The organism is Cupriavidus sp. OTU4054 (assembly GCF_038440175.1).
Classification (GTDB): Bacteria; Pseudomonadota; Gammaproteobacteria; order Burkholderiales; family Burkholderiaceae; genus Cupriavidus; species Cupriavidus pauculus_D.
Map to the genome: position 1 here is coordinate 47,983 of NZ_JASATF010000010.1, position 16,790 is coordinate 64,772.

15 protein-coding genes and 1 pseudogene are annotated in these 16,790 nt (G+C 65.7%); 9 read left to right on the forward strand and 7 right to left on the reverse strand.

What is annotated here, in order from left to right; all coding sequences use genetic code 11:
- Positions 1 to 4 precede the first annotated feature (4 nt).
- The 4 genes and pseudogenes from AAHB16_RS13805 to AAHB16_RS13820 all read right to left on the reverse strand — a co-directional run bounded on the left by AAHB16_RS13805 (position 5) and on the right by AAHB16_RS13820 (position 3,975).
- Entirely contained in the window at positions 5 to 187 is a 183-nt protein-coding gene (locus AAHB16_RS13805) for a DUF1214 domain-containing protein (protein ID WP_342051137.1), read from the reverse strand.
- Positions 188 to 648: 461 nt separating this feature from the next.
- Positions 649 to 762, reverse strand: a pseudogene (locus AAHB16_RS13810) (hypothetical protein); the annotation flags it as partial.
- Between the two features lie 109 nt (positions 763 to 871).
- Positions 872 to 2,392: a DUF1254 domain-containing protein gene (locus tag AAHB16_RS13815; RefSeq protein WP_342051138.1), complete on the reverse strand. Its 1,521-nt coding sequence runs from the start codon at positions 2,390 to 2,392 to the stop codon at positions 872 to 874.
- 668 nt (positions 2,393 to 3,060) lie between these two features.
- Positions 3,061 to 3,975: a manganese catalase family protein gene (locus tag AAHB16_RS13820; RefSeq protein WP_342051139.1), complete on the reverse strand. Its 915-nt coding sequence runs from the start codon at positions 3,973 to 3,975 to the stop codon at positions 3,061 to 3,063.
- 300 nt (positions 3,976 to 4,275) lie between these two features.
- On the opposite strand from AAHB16_RS13820, the gene AAHB16_RS13825 reads away from it, so the two are divergent.
- Positions 4,276 to 4,500 (forward strand): hypothetical protein, encoded by a 225-nt coding sequence (locus AAHB16_RS13825; protein ID WP_150374786.1) that lies wholly within the window; start codon positions 4,276 to 4,278, stop codon positions 4,498 to 4,500.
- 100 nt (positions 4,501 to 4,600) lie between these two features.
- Here AAHB16_RS13825 and AAHB16_RS13830 read toward each other — a convergent pair whose 3' ends face one another.
- From AAHB16_RS13830 to AAHB16_RS13840, 3 genes are all read right to left on the reverse strand, one after another.
- A complete protein-coding gene (locus tag AAHB16_RS13830) occupies positions 4,601 to 5,740 on the reverse strand; it encodes a porin (protein WP_446718093.1) in 1,140 nt (379 codons plus the stop codon).
- Between the two features lie 173 nt (positions 5,741 to 5,913).
- Complete coding sequence (locus AAHB16_RS13835) at positions 5,914 to 6,846, reverse strand: MBL fold metallo-hydrolase (protein ID WP_150374784.1); 933 nt, start codon at positions 6,844 to 6,846, stop codon at positions 5,914 to 5,916.
- Positions 6,847 to 6,989: 143 nt separating this feature from the next.
- Positions 6,990 to 7,865: a LysR family transcriptional regulator gene (locus AAHB16_RS13840; RefSeq protein WP_342051140.1), complete on the reverse strand. Its 876-nt coding sequence runs from the start codon at positions 7,863 to 7,865 to the stop codon at positions 6,990 to 6,992.
- Between the two features lie 101 nt (positions 7,866 to 7,966).
- Between AAHB16_RS13840 and AAHB16_RS13845 the strand changes: the two genes are divergently transcribed.
- From AAHB16_RS13845 to AAHB16_RS13880, 8 genes are all read left to right on the forward strand, one after another.
- A complete protein-coding gene (locus AAHB16_RS13845; protein WP_342051141.1) occupies positions 7,967 to 8,845 on the forward strand; it encodes an HpcH/HpaI aldolase/citrate lyase family protein in 879 nt (292 codons plus the stop codon).
- 57 nt (positions 8,846 to 8,902) lie between these two features.
- On the forward strand, positions 8,903 to 9,919 hold the full coding sequence (locus tag AAHB16_RS13850; RefSeq protein ID WP_342051142.1) for a tripartite tricarboxylate transporter substrate binding protein: 1,017 nt from the start codon (positions 8,903 to 8,905) through the stop codon (positions 9,917 to 9,919).
- A gap of 38 nt (positions 9,920 to 9,957) precedes the next feature.
- A complete protein-coding gene (locus AAHB16_RS13855) occupies positions 9,958 to 11,154 on the forward strand; it encodes a CaiB/BaiF CoA transferase family protein (protein ID WP_342051143.1) in 1,197 nt (398 codons plus the stop codon).
- The gene (locus tag AAHB16_RS13860; RefSeq protein ID WP_342051144.1) at positions 11,147 to 12,034 is read left to right on the forward strand and encodes an amidohydrolase family protein; all 888 of its coding nucleotides are present in this window, start codon (positions 11,147 to 11,149) and stop codon (positions 12,032 to 12,034) included. The genes AAHB16_RS13855 and AAHB16_RS13860 overlap by 8 nt, the downstream gene beginning before the upstream one ends.
- Positions 12,035 to 12,123: 89 nt before the next feature.
- Complete coding sequence (locus AAHB16_RS13865) at positions 12,124 to 13,059, forward strand: tripartite tricarboxylate transporter substrate binding protein (protein ID WP_446718094.1); 936 nt, start codon at positions 12,124 to 12,126, stop codon at positions 13,057 to 13,059.
- 94 nt (positions 13,060 to 13,153) lie between these two features.
- Positions 13,154 to 14,638 carry an HD domain-containing phosphohydrolase gene (locus AAHB16_RS13870; RefSeq protein WP_342051145.1) on the forward strand — a complete coding sequence of 495 codons (1,485 nt, stop codon included), beginning with the start codon at positions 13,154 to 13,156 and terminating at the stop codon, positions 14,636 to 14,638.
- 2 nt (positions 14,639 to 14,640) lie between these two features.
- Entirely contained in the window at positions 14,641 to 16,032 is a 1,392-nt protein-coding gene (locus tag AAHB16_RS13875; protein ID WP_342051146.1) for a pyridoxal phosphate-dependent decarboxylase family protein, read from the forward strand.
- 110 nt (positions 16,033 to 16,142) lie between these two features.
- Positions 16,143 to 16,781, forward strand: a complete 639-nt coding sequence (locus AAHB16_RS13880; RefSeq protein ID WP_150374775.1) for a hypothetical protein — start codon at positions 16,143 to 16,145, stop codon at positions 16,779 to 16,781.
- Positions 16,782 to 16,790 lie beyond the last annotated feature (9 nt).

Sequence of the window (16,790 nt, forward strand, 5' to 3'; positions counted from 1 at the left end):
CGGGTCAACGGCGCTTCTCGATGTCTCCCGGTTTCCACGTCTGGCTGAAGAACGCTTCCTCGGGCGAGTACAGCCTGAGGATCACGAAGTAGCCTTTGCCCGGCAGCGTGCGCAGCCAGTTCTTTTCCTTGCCGGCGGGCGCGTTCGGGCCGAAGTACAGATCGATCGAGCCATCCGCGTTCTGCATGGGCTTGTCGCGCTGCTCCAGATTGGTAAACGTACGGCCGGACTGGAACGACGTGTCTTCACCGGCGAACACATTGACCCATTGCCGGTCCGGATAGTAGAGCCCGCCTGGCTCGCGGTCACCATAGCGGTGATCACGACCTTGCTCATCTTGAACCCGGTCTGTGCGGCGCGGTCGAGCATTGCGCGCAGCTCGGGCGGGGGGGAGAACGGCCGGCCCTTTTCGATCCCGATGGTATGGAGGAAGCCTCGCATGTCCATGTCCGCGGGATCGACGGTCTCGCTGTCGATAAAGCGGGACAGCATGTCGAAGTAGCTGGCATCGCGCGGAAACAGCAGGTTCGCGGGTTCGGCATTGCCGTCGGGGAACTGCATCGGTCTGGCCGAGCCCTTCTGGCCAAGCGGGTAGATGCGCGTAGCCGCGATCTGTGCATTGGCCTTCGACAGGTCTTTCGGATCGCTGAAGAACGTTCGCCAGAACAGGAACACGTTGTTGGTGCGCGAACGGTAAACGAACGCGCCTTTGGGCAGGCTCGCCTTCGGCGGCTCGCCCTTGTAGTCGGGCGGCAGCAGCACGTAGATGCCACCCTTGCCAGCGCGTCGTAGCGCGAGCCTTGCGCATGGGTGAGGGCAGGGAGCGACAACGCCATGGCGGCGAGCGCGAGCGAGGCGACGTTCGTTCTGTTCATGCGATCCTCCGGATGGCTGGCGGCTTCCAGGCGCCGTCGAGAATGGGCGTCTTGCCCCAGTAGGCGCGAATGTAGAGCGAGAACGATCCGCCGGGGGCGGGCAGCCAGTTCGACTCCCGCGCCGCGCCCGGGGACCGCGATCCCGCATACAGCGTCAGCGAACCATCGGCCTGACGCCTGAGGGTCGCGTTCTTCGTGCCGAGCGAATAACGCTTGAGTTCGTTCGGGTGGAACAGATGCTTGTCGTTGTAGAGCGTCAGCGACCAGAAGCCATTGACAGGGGGCTCCTGTCCGGCGGGAAAGACGACCTCGTAGCTGTTCGTTCCGTTGAGCGCCGCACCGGACGCATCGACGTCGGTATAGAAGTACTGCGTCTCATTGGGCCGGTTGTCGAACATGTTCGATTTGGCCGTGCCCGTACGATCGAAGTAGTCGAAGCCGGTCTGCGCGTTGTTGGTCGAGCGGTTCCATCCGTTGCCAGCGGGCAGGCCGTTACGGCGCCATTCGAAGAACGGTCCGATTGCGTCGCGTTCGGTGCTGACGGCGACGGATACGAGGTGCTTCCGGATGTCCTCGTCGCGGCCCGCAACTTCCATCAGCGACCGGAACTGCGCGTAGAGCGCTTCCTCCCCGGGCAGGGGCGGCACGGTGTCCAGCACCTGCCCGAACTGATCGAAGAACGTCTCGGGGATGACCCATCGCGTCTCGCCGCCGCCGGCGCCGGCCTCGGATTTGGGGCCCGGAATCTCGGGTGCCTTCGCCCAGTCGATGGTTTTCATGCGGCCATCGAATTGCTTGAGCGGATAGAAGACGATCTGGTTGAGCACCGGTTGAATGGCGCGGCGATCGTCGGGCGTGTCGTTCATGAACACGCGCGGAATGGCGTTGGCCAGCGATGTGGGGCAGCGAATGACCGACGCGATGCCCGACGGCTTGTTGCCCTTCCACTGGGGGCCCGCCAGCAGGTAGAAACCGGGCCGCGTCCGGTACGGCTTGCCGACCTGGCCGAACTGATTGGTGCGCGCGTCGTACAGCGCGTAGACCCAGAACCGGTCGCCGAAGTCGGGCACCTGAGCGACCACCGGCTCTTCATCCAGCTGGAAGAACCCCAGTCCGTAGACCACGTCCTGGTTCGGACAGGTCACGAACGTTTCCGCCGGGTCGATGTAGTCGTGCAGCATGCCGACCTGCCCGCGGGGCGCGGCGGGTAGCACGCCATTGAGCAGGCCCGGATGCGGGGCCTGCGTGATGCGCGCGAAGCGATTCAGCATGTTCACCATCGGCCAGCCCCATATGTAGGCCATGCGCGCGATGACCTCCGCGTAGCCTTCGTGCATCGGCAAGCCCGGCGGCGGCCTGGTCTCCGCCGCCGCGGGATTTGCTGGCGGACTGGCGCCAGCCGACGCCCGGCTTTTCGAATCGGCGGCGGCCGCCGGCAATGCCATCGCCAGCGGAATGGCCCCGCCCAGCGCGGTGAACAGCCTGCGTGTAATGTCTACGTCGATCGGACTCGGCATGGAAACCCTCGGCAGGAACGGAGACAGACCGGGGGGGGGTTGCATGACGAGGCGCCCCAGCCAGCACCTAATACTGGACCGCGGCACGCGCGACGAGAAGTCAAAGATTTCGCGCCGGATGTAAAAGCTTTTACCGTCTCTGCGAACGTCGCGAGACGGGCCGGCATCACGTATCGGGCAGGTCTTTCTGCCCATTGCCGCCATTGTCGTCACCGGGAGCGGGGCGCGTCGCGAGAACGATCTCCGTGGCGGTCGCCATGTCGCCGGTATCCAGCCGGACGGCGTTCGTGGCAAGTAGTTTCCGAATGCGCCACATCGGGATGATCTCGATCGGACCCGATGCATTCGCGGGGGAAAGTTCGCAATAGACGGGGGAACGATTCAGGACCGATCGAACGATGCGAAGCTGCGCGCCACTGTTCAGGAGATGAACGAGGCGTCTTTGCGGTACAGACAATGACATGCACAAAAATCGACAAAGCGGAGCAAATTAGAGGATCTTGCCTAATGTGGTCTTTTTGCGAAGGATCGCTTCGTTGGTGTCTCGAACATACCGTTCTAAAGGGGGGCTCGACTGAGCAACCCTTTACCAGTCGTGGCGCTCACGGCATTGCATCATGCCGTGAGATGTCGGGGGCCGTGCCAGCGCCCGGCCCCGCGGCGCGGCATCAGCGCTTGTTGCGTGCGGGGGGATCCGCTTCGCCCGTACCGTCGAGGTCGTCGTCGGCCTTGCCGAGATCGGCGCCGGTGACCGGGTCGCTATTCACGTCCGACTCGCCGCGCATGGCAAAGGCTTCCAGCGTGGATTGCTGATCGGCGGGCAGTTCCACGGTCGCGAGGCCGTCGCCGCCATCGACCGCGGGCGGCGGATTCTCGACAAAGACGAACGTACTGTCCGCGTTCCAGGGACCACGCATCGCTTCGCCTTGCGACATCTTGAAATAGACGCTTGCAAAGCGCGGATCGCCGGGCGTCTTGCCCGGAGGGAAGTTGGGCGTGATGGAGTACAGCGCTTTCTCGAACGACTTCTGATGCGAGATTTCCCGCGTCATCAGGAATCCGAGCGCTTCCTGCACGTCCGCGTCGTCCGTGACATTCATCAGGCGCTCGTAAATGATCTTTGCCCTGGCCTCCGCGGCGATGTTCGAGCGCAGGTCCGCGGTGGGTTCGCCGATGCTGTCGATGTAGGCGGCGGTCCATGGCACGCCCGCCGAGTTGATGAGCGCGGGGCCGCCGCCGTAAAGCAACTGCGTGACGTGGCTATCGTTGCCCGCGCCCTGCAGCGATCGATACAGCTCGGCTTCCTGTTGCACGCCTTCCGCGAGGTCCCCCTTGGCCCCACGATTCAGCATGGCGATCAGCGAGCCGATGACTTCCAGATGGCTCAGCTCTTCCGTGGCGATGTCGAACAGCATGTCCTTGCGGCCCGGGTCCTCCTCGGCGAGCGCCTGGGTGAAGTAGCGGCACGCGGCGGCGAGCTCGCCCTGCGGGCCGCCAAACTGCTCGAGCAGCAGATTGGCGAGGCCGGGATCCGGCCGCGCCACGCGGACGGTGTATTGCAGGCGCTTGTTGTGAACGAACATATCGAATCTCCTTTTGGCGGTGAGTGTGCCGAGACTCGATGCGCAACGAGTATGCCCAGTACCCGCGACGAACGTTTCCTGCACGCGCACGTCGCCCTATCCGCGAGGGATTCGCGCGATGTGCACGGTGTTTGCAGGCGGATCGAATTCCATGGCGACGCCGTGTAATGCGTGCATCGGCGGTCGGCCTGATCTACATGATGGCGCCGTGAGCGTGGCGCAGGCGGATGCATGGGCATGACCCTTGCGTCCACACCCCGCAGGCAACATTCGCATCCGGCATTCACACAGGAGTTCGACATGAAGCATCAGGAGACAAGCATCAATCATCCCGCGCGCAAGCCGACGACGTCGGAGCGTGGCCAGAATCCTTCCGCCGACGCCGATACCGCGTCGTCAGCGGGCGAACCAAAGCGCGACGCAGACCGCAAGCCCACACCGAACGAGATCATGAACGAGCAGGCCTCGCCGCCTGACGAGCAGGGCAATCGCGATCAATCCGACAAGCCGCACGTGAGTGGCTGAGCCATGGCGTGCAAGTCCGGTTGTATCTCTTACCGCTGCGTGTCAGGGCGTCAGGATGAAAGTCGTCGTATTGCATTGCAGCGCAGGCGGGGTCGGTGTGTCAGAACCGGTGGCGCACTCCCATGACCACGCCGCTCTGCCCTTTGCCCGTGACGACATGGGCAGACTTGCCGCGTACGGAGCCATAGCCATTCATGCCCAGCCGGGACGCGCCCCGGTTGAGCGCGTAACCAATGTTCAGGTAGACATCGGTTCGCCTGGAGAATGCATAATCGGCCGATGCCACGAACATGACGGCGTCGGCGTTCCTGGCCCGGGTGTCCGTGTCCCGGGCGTCTGTGTAATAAGCGGCGCCGGCCAGCGTCAGCGCCGGCTTCAGGGCGTAGCGCACCCCGGCCCAGTACAGGTTCGAACGATGGGTGGGCAGGCTTCCGGTATTGCCGCCGTACCAGCGATAGCCCGCAAAGATCGTGGTGGGACCCATGGCATAGCTGGCGCCGATCAGCGCGCGGCGGTCCCTGCGGTCCGCGCTTGCGGCGGATGCCCCCTGAAACTCGTCGTAGGCCGCGCCTGCCGACAGCGCGCCCGCGCCATAGGCGAGCGCCGCGCCCCAGTTCCGGTCCACCTTGTGGTTGCCCGGCAGCTCGCCGCCGCCAGTGCGGCCGAGGCTATACATCGCGGAAGCGGTCAGGCTACCGAGGGTGCCACTGTATTTCACCGCGTTGTCCGCGCGGCCCGCGAGGATGACGTCGTTCCTGACGAGCCCATAGCGCGGTGAAAAGCCCATCGGGTCGAAGCGCCGCGCGGTGTCGAACATCGGCGTCGTCTGGCGGCCGAGCGTCACGCTGCCGTACCGGCTTGCCAGGCCCACGTAGGCGCTGCGATCGAACAGGCGCGTCCGGTTGCCCTGCGCGCCGGTATCCACGAGCATGCCGCTCTCGAGATGGAAGACCGCCCGCAGGCTGTTGCCGAGATCTTCGGTGCCGCGAATGCCCCAGCGGGACGTGGCCATGTTGCCCGACGTCATGCGGAACTGACTGGCGCCGCCCGAGGCAGTGGGCACGTTGTTGAGATACTCGATGCCGGCGTCGGCCACGCCATACAAGGTGACGCTGGATTTGGCGTGTGCCATTGCCATGCCGGCGCACAGCGAGGCAGCCGTGGTGGCACACACGCTGGCACACACGCGGGCACACACGCTGGTACACACGTTGACAGCATGACGGAAAGTCGTATTCATGTCGCTCCTCCGGGGAACAGTTTGTTGAATGGAGGCGCGAGATAAATATATCGTTTACTTCGTCATGGTTTATGACATTGCCAATGTTTAAGTAAAATATGGCTTCCTATTTTATCCGGGAAACTTCATAAATAAATCTAAGACATTTCCCGGAAAAACAGATTGGCGATGCGTCAATAATCCCACTGCACCGGCACGAACCGGTAGGTGTTGCCGGTCTTGGCCACATGACCGATCGACGGGAACGCGACGTGCGCGGCGGCCAGCAGGGAGCCCGTTGCGGCGGCCTCCTCGAACAGCGCGATGCGGACATCCACGGCGCCCTCGGGATCGTGCTCGAAGCCGTTCTGCCAGTCGGGGTTGTCGTAGTTGACTTCGAAGATCGCATCGCCGGCAAAGGTCAGCTTTTCGCCCTGCGACGCCACGTCCACCACACAGTGTCCCGGCGTATGTCCGCCCGTGACGCGCGCCGATACCCCCGGCGCGACCTGGACGGTCCGGTCGAACTGCACGATATGTTCGCCGTAGAGTTCCACGAACTTTGCCGCGGCCTTGCGCAGGGCGGGCGGCACCGCCTCGGGCATCACGGTCTTGCTGAAGTCGGGATGCTTCCAGAATTCCACTTCGGCGGCCGCCACGTGAATGCGCACGTCGGGACGCAGCCTGGCCTTTACGCCGTCGACGTTCAGGCCGCCGACGTGATCCATATGCATATGGGTAATCACGATATCGGTAATCGCATGCAGGTCGATGCCGGCGGTCTCCAGCCGCATCACCGATTGCCCGGCGCGCGAGAAGTACTCGAAGCCGTCACCCACGCCCGAGTCGACGAGGATCAGCTTGTCGCCGCTGCGCACGAGCGCGATATTCAGCGCCCAGTCGAACATGTCGCGCTGGAGAAAGCGGCCGTCGAACCATGCATTGCGATCCGCCTCGCTCACGTTGGTGGACATCGTGGACGTCGGCAGCGGCAGAACGCCGTCGCTGATCAGCACGACATCGACATCGCCGATACGCACGCCGTAGCGAGACGACACGAGTTCGCCAGAGCCCTCCTTGCCAATGGGGGTGATAACCGGCTGCACGTTGCGGGTGGTTGCGCTCATTTTCAGAATCCTGTCGATCGAGTGGGGAAGGGCACTGGACGGCTCGCTTTGGCGGCCAGCCGTGTGACGGATTCTAGTAACGGGACGCGCGCACCAGTAGGGTCCTGGAGGCCTTCAGTATGTTGTCACCGGGGCAACAATCGCTAGGTCCGCGCCGCCACGCGCGCGTGCGCGAGGAACGACTTGATCAGGCTCGCGCACGGCGACGTGCGGCGCCACAACACGCCGAACCGCCGCGGTTCGGAGGGAATCGGCAAGGCCAGCTTGGCCACCTGCAGCCGAGCCGTCAGCTGCGATGCGATATCCGGAATCAGCGATACGCCAAGCCCGCGATCGACCATCATCGCGATGGCCAGCAGCGAGCTCAGCTCGAAGCGTTCCAGCGCGGGCGTGATGCCGTTCTTGCGCAGATAGTCGTCGGCCTGCTTGCCGCCGCCCAGCGTCCGGTCATAGCGGATGAGCGGCCGTGTGCGCAGCAGTTCGTGCGGATCCGTCTGCCGGTCGCGCGCCCGGGCCAGGACCACGAGCGGTTCCTGCCGCAGCAATTCCCACGCAAACGTCTTGGGCAACGCAAACGGCGGGTGCAGGCAGACCGCCGCATCGAGTTCCAGCTGCTTGACGGCCTCGAACAGTTCGCCCGACGTGGCCGAACGGATATGGACCGAGACATCCGGATGCGCGTTGGTGAAGCGCGCGAGCGCATCGGGCAACAGGCTGTGCAGCGCCGTATTGATCGTGCCGATACGCAGTTCGTGCATCTCTTCGGCCTGATTGACCCAGCTGCGCAGTTCGTCCACCTGGCTCAGCAGCAGCACGCTGCGTTCCGCCAGCCGGCGTCCGGACTCGGTCGGCGCCACCGTGCGGCCGGCCCGGCCCAGCAGCGTTGTACCCAGTTGCCGCTCCAAAACCTGAATCTGCTGGGAGATGGCCGCGGGCGTGACATTGAGGCGGCGGGCCGCCTCCGCCAGCGTGCCGGTTTCCACGACGAGCGCGAAGGCGCGAAGGTAGGCGGTTTCCATAGAGTTTCTATGGTGTGAAGGTAGAAAAGTATAGTTTATCTTGTTGATCGCCTTGGGCAAACTCCTGAGTCATCAAACATCCACAGAGAGGGAGTGTCGGTATGAGGAGCAAACTGTTCGTCCCGGGGTCGCGGCCCGAGTTCTTCCCCAAGGCATTCGCCAGCGAAGCCGACGCGCTGTCCTTCGACCTCGAAGACGCGGTGGCGGAAGACCGCAAAGGCGAGGCGCGCAAGCTGTTGGCGGAGATGCTGCGTTCCGACATGGCGCGGACCTCCGGCAAGACGCTGATCGTCCGCGTCAACGGCCTCACGACGTCGCACTTCGAAGCCGATATCGCCGCGGTGGTCCTCCCCGGACTGGATGTGGTCAATCTGCCCAAGCCGGAAAGCCCCGAAGACGTGCGCCGCGCCGCGGACGCGATCGAAAAGGCCGAGCGCGCCAACGGGTTTACCAGTAAGGACGAGAAAGTCCGGCTGCTGCTGAACGTCGAGTCGCCGGCCGCGCTGCGCCGCGCCGCCGAACTGGCCACCGCGCATCCCCGCGTGGCGGGCCTGCAACTGGGCCTCGGCGATCTGTTCGAGCCCAACGGCATTCACCGGCGCAATGTCGCCGCGATCCACGCCGCCATGTTCGCGGTACGCATGGCCGCCGCGGAAGCCAATGTCTACGCATACGACACCGTCTTCGCCAATATCCGCGATGCCGACGGGTTCCGGGCGGAAGCGGAGATGTCTCGCCAGCTCGGCTTTATCGGCAAGAGCTGCATCCACCCGACGCAGATCGCGCTGGCCAATGACGTCTACCGTCCGTCCGACGAGGAAATCGCCCATGCGCTGCGCGTCGTCGAAGCCGCGGCGCGCGCGGAAGCCGAGGGCATCGGCGCCTACGTCGTCGATGGCAAGATGATCGATCCCCCATTCGTGCACCGCGCGCAGGCGATTGTCGAGATTGGCAGGCGGCTGGGACTGATTCCCGCCTGATATTGCCGACCGTCATCGCGCGGCACCCCTCATATAAAAACATCCGGAGACAACACCATGACGACTTCACCGTCGTGCCGCAAGCTCGCATCCATCGCGTCCATTGCGTCCATTGCGTCCATTGCATGGATCGCCACGGCCGCCACGCTGGCCGTGCCCGCACTGGCCGCTGACGGCCCTTATCCCTCGAAGCCCATCACGATCATCGTGCCGTACCCGCCGGGCGGGTCGAACGATATCTTCGCGCGCATCGTCGCCAAGGAGATCGGCGAGGACCTGAAGCAGCCGGTGATCATCGACAACCGCCCCGGCGCGAGCGGCAACACGGGAACATCGATGGCCGCGAAGGCCGCCCCCGATGGCTACACGCTCGTGGCCGTATCGTCGAGCATGACGACCAACGCCGCGGTGCAGACGAAGCTGACCTACGACGCGGTCAAGAGCTTCGCGCCGGTGGCGATGGTGGCGCAGGGACCGTTTATCGTGGCCGTCAGCAACCAGCTGCCCGCGAAGACCCCGCAGGAACTGATCGAGCTGATCCGGAAGAACCCCGGCAAGTACAACTACGCATCGTCGGGCCCCGGCAGCGTCAACGAATTCGGCACCGAGCTGCTCAAGGCCAAGGCCGGCAAGCTCCAGATCCAGCACGTGCCGTACAAGGGCATGGGTCCCGCCATTACCGATCTGATCGGCAATCAGACGCAATTGCTGATCTCGAGCGGTCCGTCGCTGCTGCCGATGGTGCGCGCGGGCAAGGTCCGCGCCGTGGGCATCACGAGCGCGAAGCCGAGCCCCATCGCGCCCGATCTCGTGCCGATGGCAAGTGCGGTGCCCGGTTACGAGTTCGAACTCTGGTGGGGCTTCCTCGCGCCCGCCGGCACGCCCGCCCCCATCGTGGCGCAGCTGAACGCCGCCGTGAACCGCGCGCTGGACAAGCCCGCGATCCGCAACGCGATTCTCAAGGAAGGCGCCGAGGCGAAGCCCGTGACGCCGCACCAGTTCGCCGAGACGATCGCGGCCGATGTCGCCCGCTGGAAGGCGCTGGCGAAGGAACAGAACATCGTCGCCGATTGAAGCACGACGATCGACGACCACCGATTCAGGAGCATTGCATGGATACCGACGCCAAGACCGGCGAACACGTTTTTGGCGCGCCCCGTACCGGGCGCCCCGGCCCGCTGAGCGGCGTGAAGGTGCTGGACCTGAGCGCCTATATCGCCGGCCCGTACGGCTGCTCGCTGCTGGCCGATCAGGGTGCCACCGTCATCAAGGTGGAACCGCCCGCTGGCGACAATCTGCGCAAGTATCCGTCGACGCTGGAAACGGAAAGCCGCGCGTTCCTGGGCGTCAATCGCAGCAAGTTCGGGGTGATGCTCGACCTGAAGCAGCCCGCGGATCTCGAACGCCTGCGCGCGCTGGCAAACGAGGCGGACGTGCTCGTGCACAACTTCCGCCCCAGCGTGCCGGGACGGCTGGGCATCGCCTACGAACAGCTGAGCGAGTCCAATCCGCGCCTGATCTACTGCGCGGTGAGCGGCTATGGCGAGACCGGTCCGCTCAAGGACAAGGCCGGTTACGACCAGGTGCTGCAGACGATGACGGGCATGTGCACGCTGCAGGGCAGGAAGGAAGGGCCGCCCGAGATCCTGTACGGTTCCATCGTCGACTACTACGCGGCCTCGCTGGTCTCCGGCGCGGTCGCCTCCGCGCTCTACGAGCGCGAGAAGAGCGGGCAGGGGCAATACGTGGGCGTCTCGCTGCTGCGCTCGGCCCTGACGATGCAGTCCGCCCGCATGATCTGGGCCGATGCGGAGCCGCGCGACGTCGGGCGCGACATGCGTTCGGGCGGGATCACGGGCATCCACCCGACGCGCGAAGGGTTTATCTATATCTCCGCGAACACCCCGCATTTCTGGCAGGCGCTGTGCGAGAAGACGGGACTGGCCCATCTGCTGAAAACCGACCGCTACGATTCCGTGCGCAAGCGCGCGCAGCACCATGACGAGATCGTGCCGGCGCTGCACGCGGCATTGCGCGAGCGCTCCGCCATGGAGTGGGAGGCCATCTTCGGCGAGGAAGTCCCTTGCTCGGCGGCGCGCAGCGTGGAGGACATGTTCGACTTTCCGCAGGTGACGGCCGAAGACATGATCGCGACGTTCGAACATCCCGTGGTCGGCCGCTATCGTGGCTTTACGCGGCCGGTCAAGTTCGGCCGCACGCCGGGCCCCGATCCGTTTGCCGCGCCCACGCTCGATCAGCATGGCGACCTCGTGCGCGAGGCCGCGGACAGGACGCGCCGCGATGCCTGAGTCTCGCGGCACACCCGTGCTGCAGGTGCCCAACAGCGGGGCGCAGACACTGCCGGGCAGCACGACGCCGGCCAATGCCTGCGACGCGCACCTGCATATCTACGATTCGCGCTTCCAGGCGGTTGCGCCGACGGTCGAGCAGGCCACGACCGAGGACTACCGGCGTATGCAGGCGCTGCTCGGCACGCGTCGCGCGGTCATCGTGCAGCCGAGGACGTACGGCACCGACAACAGCGCCACGCTCGATGCGATCGCGCGCCTCGGCGCGGCCAGCACGCGCGGGATCGCGGTGCTGCATCCCGATGTCACGGACGACGCGCTGGAACGACTGCACGCCGGCGGCATTCGCGGCGTGCGATTCTCGCTGTACACGCAGGCCAACGCCGCGGTGGGCTTCGATATGGTGGAGACGCTTGCCCATCGCATCGCCGGACTGGGCTGGCACCTCCAGTTGCACTGGACCGCGGACCAGTTCGCCGCGCATCGCGATCTGCTGCTGCGGCTGCCCACGCCGATCGTGTTCGACCATCTGGCGCGCCTGCCATTGCCGGGCGGCACCGACCATCCGGCGTTCGCGCTGGTATCGGAACTGCTCGCGCGCGGCAACGGCTGGCTCAAGCTGTCCGGCGCCTATCTCGATTCGATAGTGGGCGAGGCCGGGCGTTATGCCGATATCGCCCCCATCGCGAAGGCATGGGTGCGCACGGCACCGGAGCGCCTCGTCTGGGGCAGCGACTGGCCGCATTTCACCGAGCCCGACCGCAAGCCGGACGACGCCCTGTTGTTCGATCTGCTGACGGATTGGGCCGGCGACGACACCGTGCGGCACCGCATTCTGGTGGACAACCCCGCGCGGCTGTACGGATTCGGCAGCGAGTAGGCGGGCGGCAACGCGGCGGCAAGACAGAACATCAAGGATTCACGGAGACAAGCAATATGAAGACGTACCTGCAACGCCTTGGCAATGCCATGGCGATCCTCGCCGCCATGACGCCGGCCTTTGCCATCGCCGCGTTTCCGGACAAGCCCATCCGGATGGTGGTGCCGTACTCGGCCGGCGGCGGCGCCGACAATACCGCGCGCATCGTCGCGCAAAAGATGGGCGAGCTGCTCAACACGACCATCGTCATCGACAACCGGCCCGGCGCGGGCGGCGTGATCGGTGCCGATAACGTTGCCAAGGCCACGGCCGATGGCTACACGGTGCTCTACGACGCATCGGCATTCGCGGTCAACGCCGCGCTGCGCAAGCTGCCGTTCGATCCCGCGCGCGATTTCATTCCGGTGTCGCTGGTGGCCACCGCGCCGCAGATCCTCGTGGTCGCCACGAACGCGCCGTACAAGACTGTTGCCGATCTGGTTGCCGCGGCGAAGAAAGCGCCCGGCAAGCTGACATTCGCATCGGCCGGCGCGGGCACGGGCTCGCATCTCGCGGCGGAGATGTTCGACGATCAGGCAAAGATCGAGCTGCTGCACGTGCCCTACAAGGGCGGCGCGCCCGCGCTGACCGATGTCATGGGCGGGCAGGTGGCCACGTACTTCGGTAACTCGGCTTCCACGCTGCAGTACGTGACGGGCGGCAAGCTGCGCGCGCTTGCGGTGACGTCGAAGCATCGCGTCGCCGCGTTGCCCAACACGCCGACCATGGCGGAGAGCGGCATGCCCAATTACGAGGTGCTCGAATGGAATGCAGTGTTCCTGCCGAAAGGCACGCCGCCGGACCGCGTGCAGGCCATCGCCAATGCCGTGCAGCAGGCCGTGGCGGATCCTGCCGTGAAGGCGAAGCTGCAGCAGGCGGGCCTCGATCCGGTCGGCAACAGCCCGCAGGCGTTCAAGACGTTCCTGCAGACCGAATCGGCCCGCTGGCACGAGCTGGTCAAGGCGCGCAATATCCGCGTGGAGTGACACCGTAAGGGGGCCGGGGATCGGTTGAATGACCGATGCCCGTCTCCGGCGCCGACGCGCTATAGTCGTGACTGTTTCAGACCCCCGAGTCACGATGAAAGACAAGATTTACCGCGGGCGCCATCAGCTTCGTGTCTTCGATGTCGTGAAAGCGCTCGCCTTCGTCGGCGACTTGAGCATGGGCCAGCCGACGAACCATTCGGTGCGTACGGCATGGCTTGCCATGCGTCTGGCGCAGGTTGCGGGGCTGGACCCGGCCGTGCAGGCCGCCGTCCGCGAAGCGGCGCTGCTGCGCTGGTCGGGCTGTACCGCCAATGCGGGTGGCTTTGCCGATCTGTTCGGCGATGACATCGCGGTACGCGTGGCGATGCTCGAAGGGCGTCCGGAAGGCATCCGCCCCGTGGCCGAAGTCGCGAACCTCGGCGTCGTGCTGCGGCCGCTCGCGGAGATCCATTGCGAAGTGTCGGCCGAAGTCAGCCGCATGCTGTCGCTATCTTCCACTACCGAAACGACGCTGCGCCATATCCTCGAATCGTGGGATGGCACCGGGCAACCCGCGCATCTGGCGGGCGACGCGGTGCCGGTCACCGTGTCGGTGGTCTCGCTGGCCGGCGATATCGAGGTCCTGACCCGTATCGACGGCATCGAGGGCGCGCTCGGCAAGATCGAGGCGCGCGGCGACCGCCGGTATCCTGCCGCGCTCGCGTCGATCGCGGCCCGGCATGCGGCCGACTGGCTCGCGGAACTCGAAGGCAGTGCGCCCGAAACGCTCGACATGGCGCTGACCACGCCGCAGATGGAACGCATGACGCCGGCGGAGCTGATCGCCGATGTCATCGATCTGAAGCTGCCCTGGATGACGGGTTTCTCGCGCGCGGTCGCGGGCACCGCCGCACAGGCCATGACGCGCCTTGCCGCAAGCAAGGCCACGCAGGAGCGTGTGTATCTTGCCGGATTGATTCATGGGCTCGGGCGCGCCTCGGTCCCCATCCAGATCTGGAACATGACCGCGCATCTTTCCAGCAGCGCCTGGGAAAAGGTGCGGCTGGTTCCCTACTGGACGTCCCGGGCCGGGCCATGGGCGGGTCCGCTCGGCGCCGCCGCCACGCTTGCCTCGTTTGCCTATGAACGGCTCGATGGCTCCGGCTATTTCCGCGGGGCGCGGGATCAGGCGTTGTCGCCCGAAGCCCGCGTGCTGGCCGCGTCGGTGGCCTGGGTCGCGATGCGTTCCCCGCGTCCATGGCGCGCGGCGATGCCGGCCGAGGCCGCGGCCCGGCAACTGCGCGAGGAGGCCGACGCGGGCCGGCTGTGTGGCGAGGCCGTCGATGCGCTGGTCTCCGGTGGCAGCGGCATCGTGCGTCCGGTGGTGGATCGCACGGAGCCGGGGTTGCGGTTGTCGCCGCGCGAGTCCGACGTCTTGCGCGCGATCTCGCGCGGTGCCACCAACAAGGAAGCCGCGCGTGAGCTGAACCTGAGCCCGAGCACCGTCGCGACGCACATCGAAAGCGTGTTCCGCAAGCTCGGTTGCACGACGCGGGCCGCGGCGACACTCAAGGCCTCCGCCATCGGATTGCTCTGACCATGCACGACACCCCGCGCCACGCCGATTCGCACGCCGATTCGCACGCCGTTCTACAGGATGCCTCCGAACGGGCCACGGCCTACCTCGACGGCCTTCGGAACCGCCCGGTCGTGCCGGCGCCCGAGGCCGAGCTGCGACTCGAAGCGCTGGTCCATCCGCTGCCGCAACAAGGCGTCGAGGCGGCGGAAGTCCTGCGGCGGCTCGATACGATCGGCTCGCCGGCGACGGTGGCCACATCGGGCGGGCGATATTTCGGTCTGGTGATCGGCGGCGCGCTGCCGGCAACGGTCGCGGCCAGCTGGCTGGCCACGGCATGGGATCAGAACGCATGCTTCCGCTGGACCTCGCCGATCGCGGCGACGCTGGAAGATGTCTCGCTGCAATGGATGCGCGATCTCCTGCGCATGCCGCAAGATGTCGCCGGCGGCTTCGTGAGCGGCGCCTCGATGGCCAGCTTTACCGCGCTGGCCGCCGCGCGGCATGCGCTGCTGGCGCGGCAGGGCTGGGATGTCGAGGCCCGGGGCCTGTATGGCGCGCCGGAACTTCGCGTGATCGTCGGTGACGAGGTCCACGTCACGGTGCTCAAGGCGCTGTCGTTGCTGGGCCTCGGACGAGACCGCGTCATTCGCGTGCCGACCGACGGGCGCGGAAGACTGCGCGCCGAACTGCTGCCCGCGCTCGATGACCGCACGATCGTCTGCATTCAGGCCGGCAACGTCAACACCGGGGATTTCGATCCTGCGGCCGAGGTGTGCCGGCTGGCCCGCGAGGCCGGCGCGTGGGTGCATGTCGATGGCGCGTTCGGTCTCTGGGCGCTCGCGCATCGCGGCTTCGACGCGCTGACCCAAGGCTTTACCGAGGCGGACTCGTGGGCGACCGATGCACACAAATGGCTCAACGTGCCTTACGACAGCGGCCTCGTGTTCGTGCGCAACGCTGGCGATCTGCGGGCAGCCATGTCGGCAACGGCCGCGTATCTGGCGGAGGGGGACGACGCCGAGCGCCATCCGTCGCACTACACGCCCGAATCTTCCAGAAGAGCACGGGGCGTCGAGGTATGGGCGGCATTGCTGCACCTCGGCCGCGAGGGTGTCGCGGACCTTGTTGCGCAGTCATGTGGCTTTGCGCGCCTGTTCGCCGAAAGCTTGTCGAAAGCCGGTTACGACATTCTCAACGAGGTCGTGCTCAATCAGGTGCTCGTCTCGTTCGGCTCCGCGGAAAAAACGCGCGCCGTCATCGATGCCTTGCAGGCCGAGGGCGTTTGCTGGTGCGGTGGCACGGTATGGCAGGGGCGCACGGCCATGCGCATCAGCGTGGCGAACTGGGCCACGACAGAAGCCGATGTCGCGCTGAGTGTGGAGGCGATGCTGCGCGCCGCCAGGCGTGAATGATTTTTTTATCTTTACTCCCTACCAACTAGTTGGATGGAGCATGCGGTCGAAGGTCACGGCGCAGCCTTCGACGGCCCTTTCAGACGATGCGCCACGCCAAGGAATAGAACATGACAGTCTCTCGACTGAACAGGACGTTTACCAGCGCCATCACCGGCACCCTGACGGGCCTGCTGCTTGCCGTGGGCGCCATGGGCGCCGCGCATGCCGCGGACCAGACCGTTCGCGTGCGGGGTACCGTGACCGCGCTGTCCGGCAACGAGCTCCAGGTGAAATCGCGGGAAGGGCAGCCGGTCACGATCAAGCTCGCGGACGGCTGGGCGGTATCGGCCGTGCAGCGCGCGAGCACCGGCGATATCAAGCCCGGCGACTTCGTCGGTATTGCCTCGCTGCCCAAGGCCGAGGGCGGCGATGGCGCGCTGGAAGTGCTGATCTTTCCGCCCGCGATGAAAGGGCGCGGCGAGGGCAGCTATGGCTGGGACCTGAAGCCCAACAGCTCGATGACCAACGCTACCGTTGGCGATGCGGTGAAGTCCGTGAATGGCAGCGTGGTGACCGTCAACTATCACGGGCAGGAGAAGAAGATCTCGATTCCCAATGGCACGCCTGTGGTCACGCTGGCACCCGCCACGCATGACGACGTGAAGCCGGGCACGGTCGTGTTCATCCCCACGCAGAAGGATGCATCGGGCGCGTTGTCCGCGAGCCAGCTGATCGTCGGCAAGAACGGCGTCGTGCCGCCGATGTAATCCGTTCGG

What these genes read in the sequence shown, in the direction of transcription:
- AAHB16_RS13875 (WP_342051146.1), top strand. Translation starts at nt 14,641, where the DNA reads ATGCACGACACCCCGCGCCACGCCGATTCGCACGCCGATTCGCACGCC.
- AAHB16_RS13845 (WP_342051141.1), top strand. Translation starts at nt 7,967, where the DNA reads ATGAGGAGCAAACTGTTCGTCCCGGGGTCGCGGCCCGAGTTCTTCCCC.
- AAHB16_RS13870 (WP_342051145.1), top strand. Translation starts at nt 13,154, where the DNA reads ATGAAAGACAAGATTTACCGCGGGCGCCATCAGCTTCGTGTCTTCGAT.
- AAHB16_RS13805 (WP_342051137.1), bottom strand. Translation starts at nt 187, where the DNA reads ATGCAGAACGCGGATGGCTCGATCGATCTGTACTTCGGCCCGAACGCG.
- AAHB16_RS13825 (WP_150374786.1), top strand. Translation starts at nt 4,276, where the DNA reads ATGAAGCATCAGGAGACAAGCATCAATCATCCCGCGCGCAAGCCGACG.
- AAHB16_RS13815 (WP_342051138.1), bottom strand. Translation starts at nt 2,392, where the DNA reads ATGCCGAGTCCGATCGACGTAGACATTACACGCAGGCTGTTCACCGCG.
- AAHB16_RS13835 (WP_150374784.1), bottom strand. Translation starts at nt 6,846, where the DNA reads ATGAGCGCAACCACCCGCAACGTGCAGCCGGTTATCACCCCCATTGGC.
- AAHB16_RS13830 (WP_446718093.1), bottom strand. Translation starts at nt 5,740, where the DNA reads ATGAATACGACTTTCCGTCATGCTGTCAACGTGTGTACCAGCGTGTGT.
- AAHB16_RS13840 (WP_342051140.1), bottom strand. Translation starts at nt 7,865, where the DNA reads ATGGAAACCGCCTACCTTCGCGCCTTCGCGCTCGTCGTGGAAACCGGC.
- AAHB16_RS13860 (WP_342051144.1), top strand. Translation starts at nt 11,147, where the DNA reads ATGCCTGAGTCTCGCGGCACACCCGTGCTGCAGGTGCCCAACAGCGGG.
- AAHB16_RS13850 (WP_342051142.1), top strand. Translation starts at nt 8,903, where the DNA reads ATGACGACTTCACCGTCGTGCCGCAAGCTCGCATCCATCGCGTCCATT.
- AAHB16_RS13855 (WP_342051143.1), top strand. Translation starts at nt 9,958, where the DNA reads ATGGATACCGACGCCAAGACCGGCGAACACGTTTTTGGCGCGCCCCGT.
- AAHB16_RS13880 (WP_150374775.1), top strand. Translation starts at nt 16,143, where the DNA reads ATGACAGTCTCTCGACTGAACAGGACGTTTACCAGCGCCATCACCGGC.
- AAHB16_RS13820 (WP_342051139.1), bottom strand. Translation starts at nt 3,975, where the DNA reads ATGTTCGTTCACAACAAGCGCCTGCAATACACCGTCCGCGTGGCGCGG.
- AAHB16_RS13865 (WP_446718094.1), top strand. Translation starts at nt 12,124, where the DNA reads ATGGCGATCCTCGCCGCCATGACGCCGGCCTTTGCCATCGCCGCGTTT.